Origin of the sequence: Algoriphagus marinus (assembly GCF_001936475.1) — a bacterium.
Taxonomy (GTDB): domain Bacteria; phylum Bacteroidota; class Bacteroidia; order Cytophagales; family Cyclobacteriaceae; genus Algoriphagus; species Algoriphagus marinus.
Genome location: NZ_MSPQ01000019.1, coordinates 16,892 through 39,506, shown reverse-complemented (window position 1 = coordinate 39,506; position 22,615 = coordinate 16,892). Strand labels below are relative to the sequence as shown.

The window sequence follows — 22,615 nt, the reverse complement described above, 5'->3', positions numbered from 1 at the left end:
ATCCAAATTGGGTTTTGGTAAGAAACTTCTTTTCGATATTACTTTTTTAACGAATTTAGATGTTCTCGTTTTAGGTAGAAAATAAATCCATTTAAGACTTTCAGAGTTTCTGAAATCTTGGTTCTATGTGTCAAATATAATTCTATTGAAATATATCCCTCATCTTTTGCCTCAATCAGATGATCCAATAACTCGGCAATCGAACCTCTTGAATTGTAGTAGAATTTGTTGCTGTCTAAATAATGAAACCTTCCCCAACCTTCAGCAATATTAGCAGTTGCTGATCTGGAAGCACGAATTATTTGGGAGCGGAGTTCATATTTTTCTGAAACAGGAATTTTTGAGATAACTTCATTTTTAAGTCCAGATTTCAATTGATAAGCAAGTTGCCAGCATTTTAATTCTTCAAAAGTTTCTGCTCTTTCCATTTCGTATAATAAATCTTAAACTAATTTATATAAACAAATTGCAATTAACGAATCATACTTTTGAATAATCTCTTAATCTCTAATCTCTAATCTCCCATTCTCCTATTCTCTTAATCTCCAACCTCCCATTCCCTTTTAATCACTTCCCCACAAATTCCGCTTCCGCGATACGGCTTCTTTCTTCTTCCACAATTCGATTGAATATTTCTCCTCGCTTTTTGATCCGGTTTTGTTTTTCCCAATCCATAAATGCAATAATCACAAAAAGCATAAAATACATGATTTGAGATTTTTGGCGGATAATGATTCCCAAGTTTGACATCACGAAAGTCATGGAAATGGAAATAGAGATAAAAACTACGCCCGACATTTTCACCATTGCGGGAGCAACCTTTATGTAATCGATAAAGCTTTTCTTTAGAATTTTGCTAAACATGTAGATGTATAGTGCATTTTCAAATGAAATAGCAATTCCAAGGATATTTGGAGAGTCAATGAATAAGGGTCTAAACCAAAAGGTGAAAAGTTTCATAGGGAGGCTGTAGGAACCCATATCGACACCTGAACCAGCACTTTGGAGCCGTTGGGAGTTAAGGGCTGTTTCTTCTTCAAAGCTTTCCACCACATTATTTGGGTCATAGCCCAAGAACGTTAAGAGGTCTTCATAAACAAAAACGCTGATTACAATAGCGCCAATGGCTACCAGGTACTTTTGATAAGCAGGGACTTTTTCCTTTCCCAAGACAAATCCTACACCCATGCCTATCAAAACTGCAAAGAGGATATGAGGTCGAATCATATAGCAGATAAATCCTCCCAGAATAATTTGAAAAATTCGTTTTCCAGGCCAGGAGAGTCCATAAGTGAGAATGCCTAGCCCTGCAAAAATATAGGCTCCCTTTCCCAAGGATGCCGTCCAGAAGTGCATATTTGGTAAAAACATAAAAATGGTAATTGCATCCCAACCTTCAAATTTCGGGTTGAAGCGAAGGTTCTCTTTAAAAAAGCAATAGAAATAGACGAAGCCCCAGAATCCTACCCAGGTGCTAAAAAACATCATCATATCGTAGTTGAATCCCAGCCATTTGGCAAAGGGATAATTCACCCATTCGATAAAAAGCGTGCCCGGCTCAAAGGCATCCATCCAGTTTCTATAGTGTCTATAGCTATTATAATACATGATAGAATCGGATCTGTTAAACTGGGTATAAGTCCAGTATACAAAACCAAAAAGCATGTGATACCAATACATCTGGTTAAGTAATCCAGCCTTGATCCATTTATGCTCTTTTTGGAGATTGGAGAGGATAGGTTGGCTGAGACCAAAAAGAACTAATATAAGAATGACTGCTCCGAGCAAGGGAATCTAATTTTTCTTTAAAGATATTCAAGTGCATTGGGAATCCCAATTAATAGATTTTACTCACTGGGTAAATCTCTAAAACTGTCGCAATCCTTTCATCATTACGAGGGAGAAACGGCTGAAGCAATCATTCCGTCATTGCGAGGGAGGAACGACTGAAGCAATCTGTCTGCTCTTTACTTCAATTAAAGGATTGCTTCGGGTTTGCTAATTCTCTTTTTAAAGAATGTTTGATAAGACCCCTCGCAATGACGAATAAACCCTCGCAATGACGATTGACAAATCAAAACACCTCCAAATCCCCTAAGCTCCAGTTCCAATTTTGGTCCAAGGGACTAAACAAGGGGTTAATCTGCCTAAGGGTTACAATAGGCCCCATTGGAATAATTGGTAAAATCCCCAAATCCAATATTTTTTCATTTGCATATTTCAAACCTGAATAGGAAGTAAATCGGGCAGCAGCCAATTTTTCAGCCTCTTTCAGCTTTTTCTTGACTTCATTTTTTTCCTTCTTCGAAAGCTCTCTGTTCGTAAAGAAATCTGCGATTCGCAATTCCCTGCCCATTTTACCTTCTTTGATTCGGTAGAATAAAACATAAGACTCCCCGTCAGAAATAAAATGATAGGGAAAGAGCGGGCAATCTCGATACCTCCAAGACAGATATCCCGGCAAAAGATGAGTATTCAATCCTGAAACTGCTTGACTTTCCTGCTCTACTTTATTGATAATATTTTCGATTTTGCTCCAGGGTTCTGGATTTAGAGGATGATTATTTTTTCCCTGATTGAAGTGGAAATTGAGTTTCAAAGGCAGTTTACCCCACTTTTCCCAACCCATTTTCAGATAACCCGGAAGGCTATCGGCATTGGGTGTGTTGTAGATAAAATCTAATCCTTCCTTTTCCATTTCCTCAATCAGACTTAGCGTCAATTTTTTGAAAATTCCCTGACCTTGGTAATCCGGATGCACGGCCGTATCTACCGCCCGGCAGGCTTTTTTGATTTTGCCATCTAAGGAAAACTCCCATCGTAAAAAAGCTCGAATTCCAATCAACTTCCCATCCGATTCCGCTACTATGACCGGAGAAGGCCCAAAGGGGTTGCTTTGATGCTTCCACCTCCAAAGTGCCTCCGACTTGGGGATCATGGATTCTCCTAAGGAAATTTTTAGAAGTTCGATGATCTGAGGAATATCGGATTCAGTGGCAACTCGAATTAGCATTTAAAGGGATTTTCGGTTTAGGTAGAAATAAAATTGAAATATAATAGAAATATTCCTGCGCTTCGATTGGAGAAATAAATTGGAATTATGATAGAAATAAAATAGAAATACTCCATCGCTTCGCTCGGAGAAATAAATTGGAAGGTACTAACATGAATTTAATGTAGTTGGCAAGGAGATTTTTAGTTGAAAAAGCTAAAAAACAATCTTTGGGATATTTTGGGGAAACACTGCGTTAAATTCTCTTTGCCATATCCTATGGCTTTTGTTTTGCGAAAAAAAATAGCTCATCGAAGCCTTTATTTTCTAAATATTCTTCGTGATAAAAAATCCGTTTCCATCCTCCCGCACGGGACTTTCTTTTCCAAAGGTAAATCCTGCGCGGGAGACCAATAATCTTATTTCTTTCAACCCCGGGTTTCGTACCTCACCCGGGGCTATTAATGCTTTGACCACTTCGTGGTCATTCTCAACTGTATGATTTGGAGCTCCAATTAAATCATACTCTATCACTTCGTTTGGAGAATTAGATTTGAAATACTCCACCGCTTCGCTCGGAGAAACAAATTAGAAATATATTTCGCGCAGCGTATTTCATTGAAGTTGTATTTCGCCGAAGGCGTATTTCAGCAAAGCTCTATTTCGCGCAGCATATCTTGCCGAAGGCTTATCTCGCCGAAGGCATATTTCTGCGAAGCAGTATTTCGCGCAGCGTATTTCATTGAAGTTGTATTTCGCCGCAGGCATATTTCAGCAAAGCTCTATTTCGCGCAGGATATCTTGCCGAAGGCCTATTTCGCCGCAGGCCTATTTCTGCGAAGCAGTATTTCGCGCAGCGTATTTCGTTGAAAACTTATTTCGCCGCAAGGCGTATTTCAGCAAAGCTCTATTTCGCACAGCATATCTTGCCGAAGGCTTATCTCGCCGAAGGCATATTTCGCGCAGCGTATTTCATTGAAGTAGTATTTCGCCGCAGGCCTATTTCTGCGAAGCTCTATTTCGCACAGCATATCTTGCCGAAGGCTTATCTCGCCGAAGGCCTATTTCTGCGAAGCAGTATTTCGCGCAGCGTATTTCATTGAAGTTGTATTTCGCCGAAGGCCTATTTCGCGAAGCCTATTTCAGCAAATAAGCATTTCATTAAAGATCGATTTCAAAGAATCATATAAAAGAGAAGCTTAATAAAGTATTTTCTATCTTTGGCTATCTTTTTTCTTAATGAAAAGTATGAGAAAAACCCTTTATTTTGTATTAATGATCTTGTTGTCAGTAAGTTGCATTAGTAATAAGCGTATCACCTATCTTCAAAATCTTCCGGACAACACACCTATTGATCTGGATGAATTTATTCCCTTTGCCACAGTCGATTATCAATACGTACTTCAGCCATTTGATATAGTGGAGATTGATTTCGCTTCATCAGATGTTGAATTGATCGAAGCATTTTCCTTTCAGAATTCTCAAAGTTCAGGGGGAGCAATGGGAATGGGAGGCGGAGGCGGCGGCGGAGGTTCGGATCCTCTTTATTTTCGGGGCTATAGTATTGATCAGGAGGGAAATGTGGAAGTCCCTAAGCTGGGAAAAATCAAGATCGCAGGACTGACTGAAGAAGAAGCTAAGGTAAAGGTGGAAACAGAGATCAATAAATTTTTTAAAGAGGAAATCTATGTTAAGCTTAGAATGGCTGGGATTCGATATACTACCTTGGGTGAGTTTAATTCAGTGGGAGTTAAGATTATTTTCAAGAATAGAGCAACAATTTTTGATGCTTTGGCAAATTCCGGGGAGACCACACTTTTAGGAAAGAAAAACAAACTCTTTATTATCAGACAGTATGATGGGGGAAGTAAAATCCATCAGATCAACTTAAACGACAGAGCTCTTTTGGCCAGTCCATTTTATTTTATCCAACCTAATGATATCTTGTATATGGAGCCTATGAAAATCAGACAAATCGGTACAGCAGATAATTTAACTGCTTCTTTGGCCTTGTTTGCAGGACTTTTGGCTTCTACTTTGTTGATGATTAATTTGGTCACAGGGAATTAACTATGGAGAAATTAGATCTCAGTCAGTTAGATAATGAGGAGAAGGCACTCGAGATTAGGTATGTAGTAGCTAAATACATTCGCTATTGGCCTTGGTATGTGGTGTTTATCTTTCTGTTTGTCTTTGCCACCTTTATGTTTCACCGCTATACCGTGGATGAATATGAGGTAAGCGGCTCCATGCTGATCAAGACAAATACTTCTCCGGAATCAAAAATTCTGGATAGATCCAATATTTTTTCCTCAGGTCTCAATCTGGAAAATGACATTCTTAGGATCAAGTCCAAAGCCCTTGCTCAGGAAGCTTTGTCAAAACTGCATTTTGATGTAGAATACTACGCCAAAACCACTATTAAGGCTATAGAACTCTATGATCGCTCTCCGATTCGGATCGATGTGGATTGGTCACATACACAGGTGGCTGATGTACCTTTGGAATTGGTTATTTTATCGGAAACCAATTTCCGAATTCTGCCGGAGGAATCCGGAATGATGGATTTTAACTCCGCAATGGCAGCAGGAGATGATGCTTTATTTAACAAAACTTACACCTTTGGAGATCTGATCGAAACAGGCAGATCCAAGTTCACGGTATTCCTTGTTAATCCCGCAAGAATCAATGAGTCTATAGTTTTTAAACTGATAAATCCGGCGACGCTGGAGGATTTTTATACAAGAGCTATTGAGGTAACTCTTCAAAATGAATACAGCTCGGTACTTCGTCTGACTACGACCAGCAAAGTGGTGGAGAAAGGAAGAGACTACATCAACAGTCTGATGGAGGCTTATATTGGTTATGATCTTCGGGAGAAGAATAGAACTCAGGAGAATACACTGGCTTTTATCGAGGAGCAACTGGGCTTTTTACAGGATTCCCTGCAGGAAAAGGAGCGGGAACTTCAGGATTTCAAAGTGGAGAATAAATTGCTCGATGTCTCTGCAGAATTTTCGAATATTCTGGGCAAGATGAATACGCTGGATGAGATGAATGCTGAGATTGACTATCAGCTGGACTATTTCAATCAGATCAAGAATTACATGGAGCAAAAGAGCAAGGATTTTTCCCAAGTGATTGCCCCCTCTATTATTGGTGTTCCAGACCCCCTTTTGAATGGCTCCATCCAAACCTTGGTAACCCTTTCTCAGGATAGAAGAAGATTATTGGCTACGGTCAATGAAAATCATCCGGAGGTTTTGAAGATTGATGTTCAAATGGAGAAAATTCAGGATGTCCTTTTTGAAAACGTCTTGAATCTGATCTCAAATACTGAGAAAAAGAAGCGTAGTATTCAGGCAGATATCGAGGTTTACGATGCTGAATTTTCGACTTTGCCGGAATCTGAATCTAAGTACACAGGGATTTTTAGAGAATTTAAATTAAGGGAATCTCTATTTACCTATTTGCTGGAAAAGCGTGCGGAAGCAGGCATTGCCAGGGCTTCCAATGTATCGGATAATACCATCCTGGATTATGCGAAAAGAGGGACGCTGGTATTTCCAAAAAAACAGCAGAATTACGGTTTAGCAATTGTTTTGGGTTTTTTGCTTCCATTTGGTTTTATAATCCTGCGTGATATGTTTGATGATAGCATCAAAGATCAGCGGGATCTCAAGAAACATTTTATGATTCCCCAGCTGGGGATTGTTGGTTACAGCGAAAAGGACACCAATATGGTGGTGCTTCAGCATCCCAAATCTGCCGTTGCGGAATCATTCAGGTCCCTGCGTTCTGCGATTACTTATTTGGCTTCGGGTAAGAATACCAAAAAAATCCTCGTTACCTCTTCAGTTTCAGGTGAAGGCAAAACCTTTACTTCACTGAATTTGGCATCTGCCATGGCTTTGGGTTCGAAGAAAACTGTGGTAGTTGGTGGGGATTTGAGAAGACCTAAGTTAGCTTCATATTTTGGAGAGTCTGATCGGGTAGGACTTTCTACTTATTTGATTGGTAAGGTGGAGGCCGAAAAGATTGTTTTAGCAACTGATCATGAAAACCTATGGTATGTGCCTTCGGGTGTCATCCCTCCAAATCCTGCGGAATTACTTCAGACTCCAAAATTGACTGAGTTTTTAACCTACTTGGAGTCTAGATTTGATGTGATTGTTTTTGATACTCCACCAATGGGATTGGTATCTGAGACTATTGATTTGATGCGATTATTTGACATCAACCTCTATGTAGTTCGCCAGAATTATACCGTAAAGGATCACCTGGTGATGATTAATGACCTTTTTAACAACAAGCAGGTAAAAAATGTCTATGGGGTATTCAATGGTATTATCAATTCAGGATACCATTATGAAGGCTATAATTATGGTTATGGAAATACCTATCTGTATTCTCAGAATAACAAGTATATGTACAATTATTATGGGGATGATCTGGATACCAAAAAGAAAAAGCTGAAGAAGAAATCATTGAATTTTAGACAGAAGCTCAAAAAGTTATTCAAAACCCGCTGATTTTTCAAGGGATGCCAGATGTTCCTTGATCGATCTTCGAGGTAAGTCATTTCGAAGAAGCTGATGTGAATAACGGTGAAAATGACTCATTGCGCGACTGAGAAATCTCATTTCTATATCCGATATAAAAGCAGAAAACGTAAAAAACAATCATTCCTTTTTAATGAAAAAAATCGCCTTGATTCCGGCCCGATATGCATCGACCAGACTTCCCGCCAAATTGGTTCAGGATCTGGGAGGGAAATCCGTGATTCAACGTACTTACTTGAGCACCCTGGCAACGGGAGTTTTTGATGAAGTCTGGGTGGTGACGGACCATGAGAGTATTCAGGCTCAAATCCAGGAATTGGGTGGGAATGTTTTTTTTAGTCAAAAAGCGCATGAAAGCGGTTCGGATCGTATCGCAGAGGCGCTTTCTGAGATTGAAGGGGAATTGATTGTGAATGTGCAGGGCGATGAACCCAATCAGGATACCAAGGCATTAACAGACCTGGTGCATGCTTTTCAGGATGAATCTGTAGCAGTGGCAACTCTGATGTGTAGAATCTCTGCTGAAGAAGCCCAAAACCCCAATTTCGTAAAAGTAGTTACAGATCAGGCAGGAAATGCGCTCTATTTCTCCAGAGCAATGATTCCTTACAATAGGGATGGACTGATTGTTGTTGACTATTGGAAGCATATAGGAGTATATGCTTACCGTAGGGAAGCGCTATTGGCTTTCACTCAACTTGAAAAAAGTTCTTTGGAACGAATCGAGATGTTGGAGCAATTACGATTATTGGACAATGGGTATAAAATCAGAATGGTAGAGACTGATCATCTGCCAATTGCGATCGATACCGCAGAGGATTTAGCCAACGCAAGGACTAAAATCCCTAAAATCAGTTAGTGCAATAAACAAGATGTTTTATTCCAATTTGGTTGAATTTGTACAAAACAAATTGCCTAAGTGGTTATCAAATTGATAATTATCGATTTTAAGATCAGTCAAATAACCTAATTTGGTTACCTTCGCGATCTTAAATGATTAAAAAAGAATCCTATATGCCGAAATTTCTGAAAGGTCTTACAATTGCTTTTTTTGCAATTACTGCCTTTAGCTGTGTTTCAAATGAGAAGATTATTTATCTGCAGAATCTGGAAGGAAATGACCCTATTTCTGAGGGTCAGTTGATTTCCTATGAAATTCCTGAATATAAACTTCAGTACAATGATATCATCGATGTGAATGTTCAAACTATTGATGATCTGATTGAAGGAGGTTTTAATAGCAAGAATATACCTGGAGGCAATCAGCAAATGCAAGTGGCTGGGCAAACTGGAGGAGATATCTATTATATGACAGGATACACAGTCAATGATCAAGGGAATATTCGATTGCCTATTGTAGGCGAGGTGCAGGTGAAAGATAAGACCATTGATGAAGCCAGGATCGAAATTGAAAAAAAGCTCAGGACATTGGTTGTGTCTGAACTTTATGTCAAAGTGAAGCTTGGAGGAATTCGCTACTCAGCTTTAGGGGAATTCAGACGTCCGGGTAAATTTGTAGTGCTGCAAGATAGAATGACGATTTTTGAAGCCATTGCAAATGCGGGAGATTTAACTCCTGTTGCCAAAAGAGATGAAATTCTTTTGATTAGACAATATCCTGAAGGTACCAGATTACATAAAATAGACCTCTTGGATAGAGGTATGATAGAATCTCCCTTTTATTTTATTCAGCCCAATGACCAGATTTATGCTGAGCCGATGAAAGTTCGTGAAATCGGAGCCGGTGAGAATGCAGCCCAATCCATTTCCCTTGTGATTTCAGCAGTAACAGCATTAGCATTGATCTTGAATTTATTGAAGTAATTATTTATGTACCCTAATTCCACGAATCAACCAAACCCTCAAACTCCATTTATGCCTCAAAAGGAGGATGAAATTGATTTGAAGGTGCTATTGTTTAATTATTTACAGTATTGGCCCATCATTGCAACATGCATGTTTTTGGGTATAGCTTCTGCTTTTATTTTTAATAAATACGCTACCAATATTTATAAGGTGGAGTCAACAGTCTTGGTTGTGGATGATAAGCCAAGCCTTGGTACTGATCTGTTTGAATCCAGCGGATTGGGAATGCTGCAGGGCAAAAGTAATATTGAAAATGAGATAGGTATTCTTAAGTCATTTTCCCTGGCCGAGGAATCTGTCAGTGAGCTTAACTTAAATGTACAATACTTTGCAGAAGGCTTTTTCAAGACTTCTCAGATTTATTTAAATACCCCGGTATTGGTGACTGTAGATTGGGAACAGCCTCAGTTGGTAGGAGGGATGTTCAGAATCGAAGTCCTCAATGAAGATTCTTTTGAGATAGAAATTCTAAATGATGATTTTAGAATTTTTAATCCTGCTGACCCTTATTACAAAACAATTCCTGAAAATGAGGTAACACTTAAAAAATCCATTTATTCCTTTGGGGAATTGATTGAAGGGGAGAATTATGCTTTCACCGTGAACCAGGTATCTGCTCTTCCGGATGATGTGCTTCTTTTTAATTTTGTGGACACCCCATCTTTGGCGCTGAAGTTTAAAACTGATCTCTCTGTCGCTCCTATCAATAAACAGGCATCGATCTTATCCTTAAGTCTGGAGACTCCGGTTCGGAAACTCGGGGAGAATTACATCAATAAAATGATGGAGATGTATCTTGAGAGGGAATTAAAAGAGAAAAATAGAGCCTCTGAAAGTACCATTCGGTTTATTCAGGATCAGCTCGCCGGTATCTCCGATTCACTTCGCTTTTCTGAGAATAAGCTTCAGGAGTATAGAACCGAAAATAGGGTTTTCAACCTTTCTGAGGAGGGTTCTGTAATTTTTCAGCGATTGCAGGAATTGGAAAAAGAAAGAGGACAGACTGAAATCAATCTGAAGTACTATCAAACCCTACGGACTTACTTAGCAAATAATCAAAATATGGAGCTTGTTGCACCCTCTATAATAGGAGTAACAGATCCACTTTTGAATTCCCTGGTAGAGTCACTCAGTACACTTCAGGCAGATCAGAACAGGCTTAAATCAAATTTTTCGGATCAGGCACCTGCAGTAAGAGAAAATGCCACTCGAATTCAAAACACCAGAAACGCATTACAGGAGAATGTAAACTCTGCTATTCGAAATACAGAAAATGTTCTCGCAGATCTAAACAGTCAGATCAAAATGCTTGAGCAGGATGTGAATTCCCTTCCTGAAACCGAAAGAAAGCTTTTAGGATTCCAGCGACAATTCTCAATCAATGAGAATATCTATGTTTATTTACTACAGAAAAAAGCTGAGGCTGAGATTACTAAAGCAGCCAATATGCCTAAAAATTCTATTCTTGACTATGCCAAAACAGGTCAATTGCCGGTTGCACCCAAGCGTAGCTTAAATCTCCTGATTGGTTTAATTTTGGGGCTGATCTTACCTATAGGTTTTATTACTGTAAAGGACTTTTTGAATACTAAAATCGAGGATCCAAAGGAATTGGAGAATCAGATCAAGGTGCCTTTGATAGGTATGATTGGTCGAAATACCTCAGAGGATGGAATTCCGGTTTTAAATAACCCAAGATCCTCAGTTACGGAATCTTTCCGATCACTGCGGGCGGATATGTCATATCTCAGTCCCAATCGGGAAAGTCTGGCAATACTATTCACATCCTCTATTTCCGGAGAGGGAAAAACCTTTGTTTCTATCAATGTCGCGGCGGTTTATGCTTTGATGGGTAAGAAAACCATTCTTATTGGACTTGACCTCAGAAAACCTAAAATTGCGGAAGACTTTAATTTGGTCAACGATAAGGGAATGAGTACCTGTTTGAGTTCAAATACCTCCTGGAAAGAAGTAGTAAAGTCATCCGGTCATAATCACTTCGATGTAATCCTTTCAGGTCCAATTCCTCCAAATCCCGCTGAATTATTGCTTCAGGATAAATTTGGTCAAATCATTCGGGAGATTAAAGCCGAATATGATGTAGTTATTTTTGACTGTCCTCCTGTGGGCTTGGTTTCCGAGACTAAGGAACTCTTTGCTTTTTCGGATATCAACTTCTTTGTGTTTAGACAAGGCTACTCCATGAAAGGGAATACGCAGATTCTGAATAACCTGGTAGAAAAAGGAGGAGTATCTAAGATCTACGGTGTTCTCAATGACGTGCATATCGACAAGGGTTACGGTTATGGCTATGGTTATGGCTACGGTTATGGCTATGGAAACAATAGCTATGGCTACCATGAGGAAGTGCAATTGCCTTGGTGGAAGCGTGCTTTGAAAAGAAGATGAGAGATGTTGGATGTCAGGTGTCAGGTGTCAGATGTAAGATGTCAGGTGTCAGATGTAAGATGTCAGATATGAGATGTGAGATTTAAGACATGAGATTTGAGATTTAAGACGTGTGATGTAAGATGGATTTGCGGATTCTGGTTTCGCCTAATTTTTATGAGGGGGTTTTCTCGTTACTGATGTTAGTATAGGCAAATCTATTTTTTAAAGTTTTCAGGACTTTAGAAGATTTGAAAATTGAAAACCTGCCCCAATGTTGATCTTTTAAATAAGCTCCATAGGAGCGTTCTGTTTGTAGCCCCAGGTTTTAACCTGGCGTATATGAGATGTCAGATATGTGATATTAGATTTAAGACATGTGATGTGAGATGGATTTGCGTCTGAATTCTGGTTTCGCCCAATTTTTAATAGGGGGCACGTTACGGAGGATTGTGTAGGCAAATCTATTTTTTAAAGTCTTCAGGACCTTAAAAGATTTGAAATTGAAAACCTGCCCCGATGCTGACCTTTTAAAGAAGCTCCATAGGAGCGATCTATTGGTAGCCCCAGGTTTTAACCTGGGGTATATGATTTAAACGGGATTTCCACTCCCGCGCAGGATTTCAATTTGGAAAAGAGGTGTTGGTGCGGGAGGATGGAAAGGGGCCTTTTTTCCAGAGATTTTAGGTTTTCGAATTGCGGAGACACAAGCCTGTGTGAAGGCTTTTTATTCACTCCTTATTTGTATTTTTAAGAAGCTCCATAGGAGCGACCTATTGGTAGCCCCAGGTTTTAACCTGGGGTAAATGAATTAAACAGGATTTCCACTCCCGCGCAGGATTTCAATTTGAAAAAGGGATGTTGGTGCGGGAGGATGGAAAAGGACATTTTTTCCAGAGATTTTAGGTTTTCGAATTGCGGAGACACAAGCCTTGGCGAAGGCTTTTTATACACCCCTTACTTGTGTTTTTCAGAAGCTCCATAGGAGCGACCTATTGGTAGCCCCAGGTTTTAACCTGGGGTAAATGAATTAAACAGGATTTCCACTCCCGCGCAGGATTTCAATTTGGAAAAGGGATGTTGGTGCGGGAGGATGGAAAAGGGATCTTTTTTTCAGAGATTTTAGGTTTTCGAATTGCGGAGACACAAGCCTTGGCGTAGCTTTTTATACACCCCTTACTTCACTTATATTTTAAATAAGCTCCATTGGAGCTTCATTCAAATTCCACCTTCAGAGCGGAATTTCACTCATAGAATGTCTCAACCGAAGGTTTCTGAAATCCATCATATTTATGGCGCGGTGGGAGGACATGGAAGCGGGCCGGCGGTGGCCTGTGGGGAGAAGCTTTTCCATGTCTTGGATTTTTGGTTCTTTTGGGCCAAGCCAAAAGAACAAACAACAGGCTATTAATGGTTTAACCAACCTTGGTCATTCTCAACTGTATGATTTGGAGCTTCATTCAAATTCCACCTCCAGAGCGGAATTTCACTCATTGAATGTCTCAACCGAAGGTTACTGAAATCCATCATATTTATGGCGCGGTGGGAGGACATGGAAGCGGGCCGGCGGTGGCATGTGGGGAGAAGCATTTCCATGTTTGGTGCCACCCGCATACCTAGCTCTTCGCTATAAATGCCCATTGGGCATTTACTTCACGCTCAGCCCTTCTTTTGGGCCAAGCCAAAAGAACGAAGAATAGGCTATTAATGGTCTGAACATAATGTCGTCGTCATTTCAAAACGGAATATTTTTAATCCAAAATCAAATGATATTTGGTGAAATCAAGTAATGAAAAAATCCGTTTCCATCCTCCCGCACGGGCCTTTATTTTCCAAAGGTAAATCCTGCGCGGGAGACCAATATTCTTATTTCTTTCAACCCCGGGTTTCGTACCTCACCCGGGGTTATTAATGCTTTGACCACTTCGTGGTCATTCTCACCTGTATGATTTGGAGCTTCATTCAAATTCCACCTCCAGAGCGGAATTTCACTCATAGAATGTCTCAACCGAAGGTTACTGCAATATATCATCCTCAATGCGCGGTGGGAGGAGCGTTCTGTTTGTAGCCCCAGGTTTTAACCTGGGGTATATGTATTAAACAGGATTTCCACTCCCGCGCAGGATTTCAATTTGGAAAAGAGGTGTTGGTGCGGGAGGATGGAAAAGGATGTTTTTTTCAAAGATTTTAGCTTTTCGAATTGCGGAGATACAAGCCTTGGCGAAGGCTTTTTATAAAACCCTTACTTGTGTTTTAAAGAAGCTCCATAGGAGCGTTCTGTTTGTAGCCCCAGATTTTAACCTGGGGTATATGAATTAAACAGGATTTCCGCTCCCGCGCAGGATTTCAATTTGGAAAAGAGGTGTTGGTGCGGGAGGATGGAAAAGGGATCTTTTTTTCCAGAGATTTTAGCTTTTCGAATTGCGGAGACACAAGCCTTGGCGTAGGTTATTTATACAATCCTTACTTCACTTATATTTTAAATAAGCTCCATAGGAGCTCCATTCAAATTTGACCTGCAGAGCGGAATTTCACTCATAGAATGTCTCAACCGAAGGTTTCTGAAATCCATCATATTTATGGCGCGGTGGGAGGACATGGAAGCGGGCCGGCGGTGGCCTGTGGGGAGAAGCTTTTCCATGTCTTGGATTTTTGGTTCTTTTGGGCCAAGCCAAAAGAACAAACAACAGGCTATTAATGGTTTGACCAACCGTGGTCATTCTCAACTGTATGATTTGGAGCTTCATTCAAATTCCGCTCTGCAGGTGGAATTTCACTCATAGAATGTCTCAACCGAAGGTTTCTGAAATATATCATCCTTAAGGCGCGGTGGGAGGAGCGTTCTGTTTGTAGCCCCAGGTTTTAACCTGTGTATATGAGATGTCAGATATATGATATTAGATTTAAGACATGAGATTTAAGATGTAAGACATGTGATATCAGATGGATTTGCGGATTCTGGTGTCGCCTAATTTTTAATAGGGGGTTTTCTCGTTACTGATGATATTGTAGGCAAATCTTGTTGATAAGTTTTCAGGACTTTAAAAGATTTGAAATTGAAAACCTGCCCCAATGTTGACCTTTTTCGGAAGCTCCATAGGAGCGTTCTGTTTGTAGCCCCAGGTTTTAACCTGGGGTAAATGAATTAAACAGGATTTCCGCTCCCGCGCAGGATTTTAATTTGGAAAAGAGGTGTTGGTGCGGGAGGATGGGAAGGGGCCTTTTTTCCAGAGATTTTAGGTTTTCGAATTGCGGAGATACAAGTCTGGGCGAAGGCTTTTTATACACCCCTTACTTGTATTTTAAGAAGCTCCATAGGAGCGTTCTGTTTGTAGCCTCAGGTTTTAACCTAGGGTATATGAATTAGACAGGATTTCCGCTCCCGCGCAGGATTTCAATTTGGAAAAGAGGTGTTGGTGCGGGAGGATGGAAAAAGGGCCTTTTTTCAGAGATTTTAGGTTTTCGAATTTCGGAGACACTTGTATTTTTAATAAGCTCCGAAGGAGCCTGACTATTCATGACCCCGTACGATTCCAGGGTATATGAATCATCAGTTACCCCAAAGCCCTGAAAGGGTGAGACCCCATTTTCACATTACTTGATTTCCCTAAGGTTTAAACTGCCTTAGCACCTTTGGCTATGTACCTATAATACTAGGTACCAATGCTGTGAAAAGTTTCAATCTATTAGATTTTTTAAAGTCACTCAACTCCCTAAACCAAAATCTCAGTTTAAAAAAAAATGTCTGGGAACTATGATGTATCCTACAATACAGATTATTACAGAATTCCTCGATTTTTGACCACATCTATACAAAAAATCACCACACATATCCATTTAATTCCTGAATATTAAAAAAAAGCATGTAGTTTTAACTATTATTTGACGAGCAACTAATGTCTCAGAATTAAGAAGTTGAAGTTTAAATAGTTATGAGAATACTCAATTTTTTCAACAAAGCCTTAACCGGCTACAGATCCAAAACGCAGTTTTTAAATGGTTTTAGGGTAAATTATCAATATGCGGGAAAGCCTGTTCTTTTTGATCCATTTGGGATGCTTGAGAATCTTGGTTTTCAATATCCTCAAGCCAAAGTTTTGAATTCCAGTCCTGGTTTGAATTTAGAACTATCTTCATTGGAATGCCTAAATATTGAGGGTTTGGTCCCATCGGTGATTTGTTCCATAGAAATTCCCATGGGGAATTTGGAGGTCAAACGTTTCGTTAAAAAATCAGGAGATAAACCCTGCAGCAACTATGTGTTTTTTCTTGACGGAGAAGAATTCGCTCATTTCTCCCGAGTTTATGATTATGGTGAGATCTTTAGCGCTGTCCTTGGGACTCAGGAGATATACGATCAGTTAAAAGAGAAGGAAGCTACAAGAGCTTTATGTTTTCACTTTACACAGAAGGAACGTTTTTTTATTGAAAATTTTGGTCATAGCCATTTTTGGCATATCTGGGATTGGTCACTGATCGAGGAACTAAACTCAATAAAGGAGACAAATTCATAGGATAAACTACAAAAAATGTGGTGTACAAATTCTTGAGAAATTGCAGCAAATCTAAGGTCTAATCCTACTCACCTCACTATCTTTGTAACTTTAAAGGGCTTAGATCTTAACAGACTATAATATTCCATGAACCCATAACAGCCTGATCTTCAAGATCAATTTTATAGACTGATACTACGACGTATAAGCTAAGAGCAAACAAAAACCTGAGATTCAATCTATTTATATCTTAGGTTATTTCCCCCGGTCATATCCCTGTTAAGTCATCATTCAAAATGGGACTGAAAGGGCGAAGCTGCGCGAGAAGCAGATTAAATGATGAATTGTTTAATTGTTTAATCGAAATTTAGGCCTGCCATGGAAAATAAGTTTTTCACCTACCGATTTGAAAAATTAGATGTCTATCAATTGGCTAGAAAAATTCGTATTGATATCAAAAAGCTGACTTTAAATTTTCCAAATGATGAAAAATTTGAATTGACATCTCAAATCCGTCGATCATCTTCAAGTATTGCTACAAATTTGGCTGAAGGATCTGGGAGAGCCAGCGGGGCAGATCAGGCTTATTTTTCGAATATTTCCTATTCCAGTGCCTTAGAAACTATAGATCATTTGATTTATGCCTTTGATATGCAATATATTTCGGCAGAAACTTATTCTTCCCTGAGAGTAAAACTTGATGAAATCATTAATAAAATTAATTCCCTTTACAAGTTTCAGATTAACCAATCGGAAGGATTAAAAGAAAAACTCAGAAAATGAGGTATTACTGTTTATTCATTAACTGTTTAATCGATACAGAAACCTGGAATACTATTCTCTCCAATCAGTTCGACAATTCATCAGTTCATCAGTTCGACAATTCGCTTGACAGTTCTAATATCAAGTTAAATGGCAATAATTAGAAACGTAATCCTCTCCGGCGGTGTAGGTTCCAGGCTCTGGCCTTTGTCCAGGAAAAGCAGGCCTAAGCAATATCTGCCTATTTTTGATGGTGAAACCTTGTTTCAGAAGACAGTAATAAGAAACTCCGGGTTTTGTGATCAGGTGATGGTTGTGGGTAATGTTGACAACTTTGAGCTTTCAAGGAAAGACTTAAAGTCAGCTGGAATAGCAAAATACACAGAGATAATCGAAGCCTGCCCTAGAAACACCGCCGCAGCAATAGCTTTTGCAGCTTTTTCGGCCAATCCTTCAGACATTCTTTTTGTAACTCCTTCAGATCACCTTATAGAATCTGGCACTGATTACCAGTTGGCTGTGGCTAGAGCGTTAGAACTTGCAGAAGGAGGACATATCGTAACCTTTGGTTTGAAGCCAATTAAAGCAGAAACTGGTTTTGGGTATATAGAAGCTGATGGGGAAGAAGTAAAGGGGTTTAGAGAAAAGCCCAATTTGGAAACTGCTGAGCAATTTCTGAAAAGCGGTAATTTCTTTTGGAATTCCGGAATGTTCTGCTTCCAGGCAGGAGTCTATCTAAAAGAGCTTAATGCCTTTCAGCCCGAGGTATATGCAGCTTCTAAAGTTGCATTTGAAGCTGCAGAAGCAGGGAAGCTAGACTTTGATCTTTCCATGAAAATCCCTTCCATCTCGGTGGATTATGCGATTATGGAGCGGACAAAGAAAATCAAGGTGGTACCTTCTTTTTTCAAATGGTCGGATATGGGTTCTTTTGAATCGATTTATGATTATTTTATTTCCCAAGGTTATTTAGTTGATGATCATGGAAATATGCAAATAGGAGAGGCCGCGCATACTGAATTTGTAGGTTTGAGCAATTGTGTTTTTATCTCCACCCCTGAGGCGAATTTGATTCTCCAAAAAGATCATGCACAGGATGTGAAAAAAGTCTACGAGCGATTGGAGAAGGATAGGCCAGACTTAGTTTAAATGTTAAAACTGTTAAAGGTTAATTTGTTAATTGTTAAAAAGTTAATCTGATTTTAACATGGCTAGTATAAGTTCTTTTGAAGATTTAGAAATATGGAAATTGGCGAGAGAACTTTGCTTTCTGGTAAGGAAACTTTCTAGAAAAGACCAGTTTTCTAAAGACTTTCGATTTTGTGGTCAAATTAATTCAGCAGCAGGTTCTATCATGGACAATATTGCTGAAGGATTTGAAAGAGATGGAAATAGGGAATTTATTAATTTTTTATATATAGCTAAGGGATCAAATGGAGAAGTTCGATCTCAATCGTTCAGGGCACTTGATGCCAATTTTATTGATGGCAATGAGCAGGATGAGATTTTAAGATTAACAGAAGTTTTAAAATTTAAAATTCAAGGATTAATTCAGGTTTTAAAAAATAGTGGTGGGAAGGGATATAAATGATAGGACTAATCGTAAAAAGTTAATTTGTAAAATGTTAATCACATTTCCTGTGAAAAGCTTTAATAGTTAACCGTTTACTATTAACGCTCTAACCCTTAACCCTTAACATTTTTAACATTTAATATTTACAGAATAAAGTGAATAGCAAAACAAAAATATACATCGCCGGCCACCGTGGAATGGTAGGATCCGCGATCTGGAGAGCACTCGAGTCTAAAGGCTATTCTAATTTGTTGGGGAAAACCTCCCAAGAATTAGACTTGCGTAATCAAGCTGCAGTTCAGGAGTTTTTTGAAAGGGAAAAACCAGATGTAGTAATTGATGCTGCGGCCAGAGTTGGTGGTATCTTGGCAAACAACAATTATCCCTATCAGTTTTTGATGGAGAATATGCAGATTCAAAATAATCTGATTGACTCTTCCCTCAAGGCTGATGTTCAAAAATTTATCTTCCTCGGGTCTTCTTGCATTTACCCAAAACTCGCTCCCCAGCCTCTTAAAGAAGATTATCTCTTGACAGGTCCTTTGGAACCTACCAATGAATGGTATGCAGTGGCGAAAATTACTGGAGTTAAAGCTTGTGAGGCGATTAGGAAGCAGTTTGGAAAGGATTATATCTCCTTGATGCCTACCAATTTGTATGGGCCTTATGATAATTTTGATTTGAATACTTCCCATGTACTTCCTGCTATGATACGAAAGTTTCATGAGTCATGTCAGTCCACGGTCAACGGTCAACAGTCGACGGTAACACTCTGGGGATCGGGTACACCGATGAGAGAGTTTTTGTATGTTGAGGATTTAGCAGAAGCAGTGATTTTCGCTTTGGAAAATAATCTGGGAGATAATCTTTACAACGTAGGAACTGGAGAGGATTTGAGCATTAAGGAATTAGCCAATTTTATCCAGAAAATTGTGGGTCATACTGGAGAGATATTATGGGATTCTAGCAAGCCTGATGGTACTCCTAGAAAATTAATGGATGTCTCCAAAATGGAAAAAGCAGGTTGGAAAGCCCAAACGAGTTTGGAAAAGGGTATACGTAAGACTTATCAGTGGTTTTTGGAGCATCAAGGGGACTTTAAGGAGATCAAAATCAAGTAAGTCTTGTTAATCGTTAAAAGTTAAATGTTTAACACTTTAACCTTCAACGCTTAACAATTTAACGCTTTAACCTTAATTATTAACGCTTAACAAGTTAACTCTTAACCTGTAACGCTTAATTTTTCATTTATCCAATTATGAATTCAACTAAACATATCAAAGTCGCCCTAATCACCGGCATCACCGGCCAAGACGGTTCCTACCTAGCCGAACTACTTTTAGAAAAAGGCTATATGGTTCATGGGATAAAGCGTAGAGCTTCTTCCTTTAATACCCAAAGAATTGATCATCTCTATCAAGATCTGCATGAGAAACCTATAAAGTTTAAGTTGCATTATGGTGACTTAACAGATTCGACTAATATCATCCGCATCATTCAGGAAGTGCAGCCCGACGAGATTTATAATCTGGGTGCAATGTCGCATGTAAAGGTGTCTTTTGATTCCCCGGAATATGTAGCTAATGTAGATGGTATTGGTACTTTGAGGATTCTCGAAGCTGTTCGAATTTTGGGACTTGAGAAAAAAACTAGAATCTATCAGGCTTCTACTTCTGAACTTTATGGCGGAATGCCTGAAAATAAGAACGATAAGGGGTTTTATGATGAAAAATCTCCTTTCTATCCAAGATCTCCATATGGAGCAGCCAAAATCTATGGGTTCTGGATTACCAAAAACTACCGAGAAGCATACGATATGTTTGCTTGCAATGGGATCCTTTTCAATCATGAATCACCAAGAAGGGGAGAAACATTTGTAACTCGAAAAATCACAATGGCTACAGCTGCTATTGCCTTGGGATTACAGGATTGTTTATACTTAGGTAATTTGGAAGCCATTAGAGATTGGGGCCATGCCAAAGACTATGTAAAGGCAATGTGGCTGATTTTGCAGCAAGAGAAAGCTGAGGATTATGTCATAGCAACGGGTAAAACCTCAAAAGTGCGTGACTTTGTGGAAATGGCTTTTGCCCATGTGGGTTTTACAATCCGATGGGAAGGAAAGGGAGTGGAGGAGGTTGGGATCCTGGATTCAATCGATAAGCAGAAATATGAAGAAGCAACGGGCAGGGAATTAAAAGTTAAAGAGTTAAAAGTTAAATCGTTAAACGACAACACGATTAACGATGAACCTTTAACTCTTAACGCTGAACGTTTAACCCTTAACTCCGTCCTCGTTCGAGTTGACCCAACTTACTTCCGCCCAACTGAAGTCGACCTCCTAATTGGAGACCCGACAAAATCCAAAACTCAATTAGGTTGGGAACCAGAATATGATTTAGCTGGATTGGTAGAGGATATGATGGATTCTGATATCAAATTAGTGCAGAAGGATATTCATTTGGTCGAAAAGGGGCATGAAATTTTTAGACAAGCGGAGTAGAGGGTTAATTAGTTAATAGTTAAATGTTAAAAAGTTAATTCATACTTACAGATTAACCCTTAACCTCTCAAACTGTTAAAACTTAAATGTTAATAGTTAACACTGAACCCTCTTAACCTTTAACCCTTTTAACCTTTAACCATATTTACAATTACAAATGCTAATACCAATTTCAGAAAGTAAAATCGCTATCATCGGCTTGGGCTACGTAGGTCTGCCATTAGCGGTTGCTTTTTCAGAGAAATTCAAAACTATAGGATACGATATCAATGCAGCCAGAGTAGATGAGCTTCAGAAGGGGCATGATCGAACTTTGGAAGTAGAGGACTCAGAACTTCAAAGTGTATTGGTAAAAACCTCCTTAGAGCAAGATGAAAAAGGAAAAGGGCTTATAGTCACGGATGGAATAGGCCCAATTTCCTCGGCAAATATCTATATCGTTACGGTTCCTACTCCTACAGATAAACATAATAGACCAGTGCTTACTCCAATGCTAAAGGCATCAGAAGCAATAGGGAAGGTGCTGAAAAAAGGAGATGTGGTGATTTATGAATCCACGGTATATCCTGGAGTGACGGAAGAAGAGTGCGTGCCTGTTTTGGAGAAAATCTCTGGTTTGAAATACAATGAAGACTTTTTTGCGGGTTATTCACCTGAGCGAATTAATCCTGGGGATAAGGAGCATACCGTAACCAAAATCCTAAAGGTAACCTCGGGTAGTACTCCGGAGGTAGCTGAATATGTAGATCAATTGTATAAATCAGTGATTACTGCCGGTACTCATAAAGCATCTTCTATCAAAGTGGCAGAAGCAGCTAAGGTGATCGAAAATTCCCAGCGGGATATCAATATTGCCTTTGTAAATGAATTGAGTAAGATCTTTAACCTTCTGGATATTGATACTCAGGAAGTGCTGGAAGCTGCTGGAACGAAGTGGAACTTCCTACCATTTAAGCCGGGCTTAGTTGGAGGCCACTGTATTTCTGTAGATCCATTTTATTTGGCTCAGAAAGCCCAAGAAATGGGTTATCATCCTGAGATTATTTTGGCTGGACGCCGACTGAATGACTCCATGGGTAAGCATGTGGCTACTGAGACCATCAAACATATGATGCGTAAAGACTTAAAAGTGATAGATTCCAAAGTGTTAATCCTTGGTTTTACCTTTAAGGAAGACTGCCCAGATGTTCGGAATACCCGTGTTATTGATATTTACAGAGAACTTCAATCCTTTGATATGGATGTCTGTGTCTATGATCCATGGGCAGATGTGGCAGAGGTAATGCATGAATATGGAATTGAGATTATCAATGGAGGGGCAAAGCCTATATTGGAAGATTATTCTGCCATCATACTTGCAGTAGGGCATAAGGAGTTTAAAAGCTGGAATATTCAGAAATCAGATCAGCAGGTAGTGTTTGATGTAAAGGGATTGCTTAGTAAGGAATTGGTGGATAGTAGGCTTTAATTATTATT

General features: G+C 39.3%; 20 protein-coding genes. 15 read left to right on the top strand and 5 right to left on the bottom strand.

What is annotated here, in order from left to right; genetic code table 11:
• Nucleotides 1–38 precede the first annotated feature (38 nt).
• The 4 genes from BVC88_RS20280 to BVC88_RS20265 form a co-directional block, all read right to left on the bottom strand.
• On the bottom strand, nt 39–428 hold the full coding sequence (locus BVC88_RS20280; RefSeq protein WP_075352566.1) for a four helix bundle protein: 390 nt from the start codon (nt 426–428) through the stop codon (nt 39–41).
• Nucleotides 429–567: 139 nt separating this feature from the next.
• A complete protein-coding gene (locus tag BVC88_RS20275; protein ID WP_075352565.1) occupies nt 568–1,788 on the bottom strand; it encodes a hypothetical protein in 1,221 nt (406 codons plus the stop codon).
• A gap of 286 nt (nt 1,789–2,074) precedes the next feature.
• Complete coding sequence (locus BVC88_RS20270; protein ID WP_075352564.1) at nt 2,075–3,013, bottom strand: GNAT family N-acetyltransferase; 939 nt, start codon at nt 3,011–3,013, stop codon at nt 2,075–2,077.
• Between the two features lie 306 nt (nt 3,014–3,319).
• Nucleotides 3,320–3,559, bottom strand: coding sequence for a hypothetical protein (locus tag BVC88_RS20265; RefSeq protein WP_075352563.1), 240 nt, complete (start codon nt 3,557–3,559; stop codon nt 3,320–3,322).
• 681 nt (nt 3,560–4,240) lie between these two features.
• Here BVC88_RS20265 and BVC88_RS20260 point away from each other — a divergent pair.
• The 7 genes from BVC88_RS20260 to BVC88_RS21695 all read left to right on the top strand — a co-directional run bounded on the left by BVC88_RS20260 (nt 4,241) and on the right by BVC88_RS21695 (nt 13,428).
• Nucleotides 4,241–5,062, top strand: a complete 822-nt coding sequence (locus BVC88_RS20260) for a polysaccharide biosynthesis/export family protein (protein WP_075352587.1) — start codon at nt 4,241–4,243, stop codon at nt 5,060–5,062.
• Nucleotides 5,063–5,064: 2 nt separating this feature from the next.
• A complete protein-coding gene (locus BVC88_RS20255) occupies nt 5,065–7,524 on the top strand; it encodes a GumC family protein (RefSeq protein ID WP_075352562.1) in 2,460 nt (819 codons plus the stop codon).
• A gap of 163 nt (nt 7,525–7,687) precedes the next feature.
• On the top strand, nt 7,688–8,413 hold the full coding sequence (gene kdsB / locus BVC88_RS20250; RefSeq protein WP_075352561.1) for a 3-deoxy-manno-octulosonate cytidylyltransferase: 726 nt from the start codon (nt 7,688–7,690) through the stop codon (nt 8,411–8,413).
• A 155-nt stretch (nt 8,414–8,568) separates the two neighbouring features.
• Entirely contained in the window at nt 8,569–9,378 is an 810-nt protein-coding gene (locus BVC88_RS20245) for a polysaccharide biosynthesis/export family protein (protein ID WP_075352586.1), read from the top strand.
• A gap of 51 nt (nt 9,379–9,429) precedes the next feature.
• Nucleotides 9,430–11,829: a GumC family protein gene (locus BVC88_RS20240; RefSeq protein ID WP_245803691.1), complete on the top strand. Its 2,400-nt coding sequence runs from the start codon at nt 9,430–9,432 to the stop codon at nt 11,827–11,829.
• Nucleotides 11,830–13,063: 1,234 nt separating this feature from the next.
• On the top strand, nt 13,064–13,219 hold the full coding sequence (locus BVC88_RS21445; protein ID WP_175574464.1) for a hypothetical protein: 156 nt from the start codon (nt 13,064–13,066) through the stop codon (nt 13,217–13,219).
• Nucleotides 13,220–13,305: 86 nt separating this feature from the next.
• Nucleotides 13,306–13,428 (top strand): hypothetical protein, encoded by a 123-nt coding sequence (locus BVC88_RS21695; protein ID WP_262481245.1) that lies wholly within the window; start codon nt 13,306–13,308, stop codon nt 13,426–13,428.
• 205 nt (nt 13,429–13,633) lie between these two features.
• On the opposite strand, the gene BVC88_RS21440 is transcribed toward BVC88_RS21695, so the two are convergent.
• On the bottom strand, nt 13,634–13,804 hold the full coding sequence (locus BVC88_RS21440; protein WP_175574465.1) for a hypothetical protein: 171 nt from the start codon (nt 13,802–13,804) through the stop codon (nt 13,634–13,636).
• 546 nt (nt 13,805–14,350) lie between these two features.
• Here BVC88_RS21440 and BVC88_RS21435 point away from each other — a divergent pair.
• The 8 genes from BVC88_RS21435 (at nt 14,351) to BVC88_RS20200 (ending at nt 22,607) form a co-directional block, all read left to right on the top strand.
• Nucleotides 14,351–14,506 (top strand): hypothetical protein, encoded by a 156-nt coding sequence (locus tag BVC88_RS21435; protein WP_175574464.1) that lies wholly within the window; start codon nt 14,351–14,353, stop codon nt 14,504–14,506.
• A gap of 1,234 nt (nt 14,507–15,740) precedes the next feature.
• Entirely contained in the window at nt 15,741–16,322 is a 582-nt protein-coding gene (locus tag BVC88_RS20230; RefSeq protein WP_075352558.1) for a hypothetical protein, read from the top strand.
• A 357-nt stretch (nt 16,323–16,679) separates the two neighbouring features.
• The gene (locus tag BVC88_RS20225; protein ID WP_075352557.1) at nt 16,680–17,084 is read left to right on the top strand and encodes a four helix bundle protein; all 405 of its coding nucleotides are present in this window, start codon (nt 16,680–16,682) and stop codon (nt 17,082–17,084) included.
• A gap of 129 nt (nt 17,085–17,213) precedes the next feature.
• Nucleotides 17,214–18,212 (top strand): mannose-1-phosphate guanylyltransferase, encoded by a 999-nt coding sequence (locus tag BVC88_RS20220; protein WP_075352556.1) that lies wholly within the window; start codon nt 17,214–17,216, stop codon nt 18,210–18,212.
• 58 nt (nt 18,213–18,270) lie between these two features.
• Nucleotides 18,271–18,654, top strand: coding sequence for a four helix bundle protein (locus BVC88_RS20215; protein ID WP_075352555.1), 384 nt, complete (start codon nt 18,271–18,273; stop codon nt 18,652–18,654).
• 137 nt (nt 18,655–18,791) lie between these two features.
• On the top strand, nt 18,792–19,757 hold the full coding sequence (locus BVC88_RS20210; protein ID WP_075352554.1) for a GDP-L-fucose synthase family protein: 966 nt from the start codon (nt 18,792–18,794) through the stop codon (nt 19,755–19,757).
• 155 nt (nt 19,758–19,912) lie between these two features.
• Nucleotides 19,913–21,139 carry a GDP-mannose 4,6-dehydratase gene (gene gmd, locus BVC88_RS20205; protein ID WP_089153111.1) on the top strand — a complete coding sequence of 409 codons (1,227 nt, stop codon included), beginning with the start codon at nt 19,913–19,915 and terminating at the stop codon, nt 21,137–21,139.
• A gap of 157 nt (nt 21,140–21,296) precedes the next feature.
• A complete protein-coding gene (locus BVC88_RS20200) occupies nt 21,297–22,607 on the top strand; it encodes a nucleotide sugar dehydrogenase (RefSeq protein WP_075352552.1) in 1,311 nt (436 codons plus the stop codon).
• The last annotated feature ends 8 nt before the right edge of the window (nt 22,608–22,615 follow it).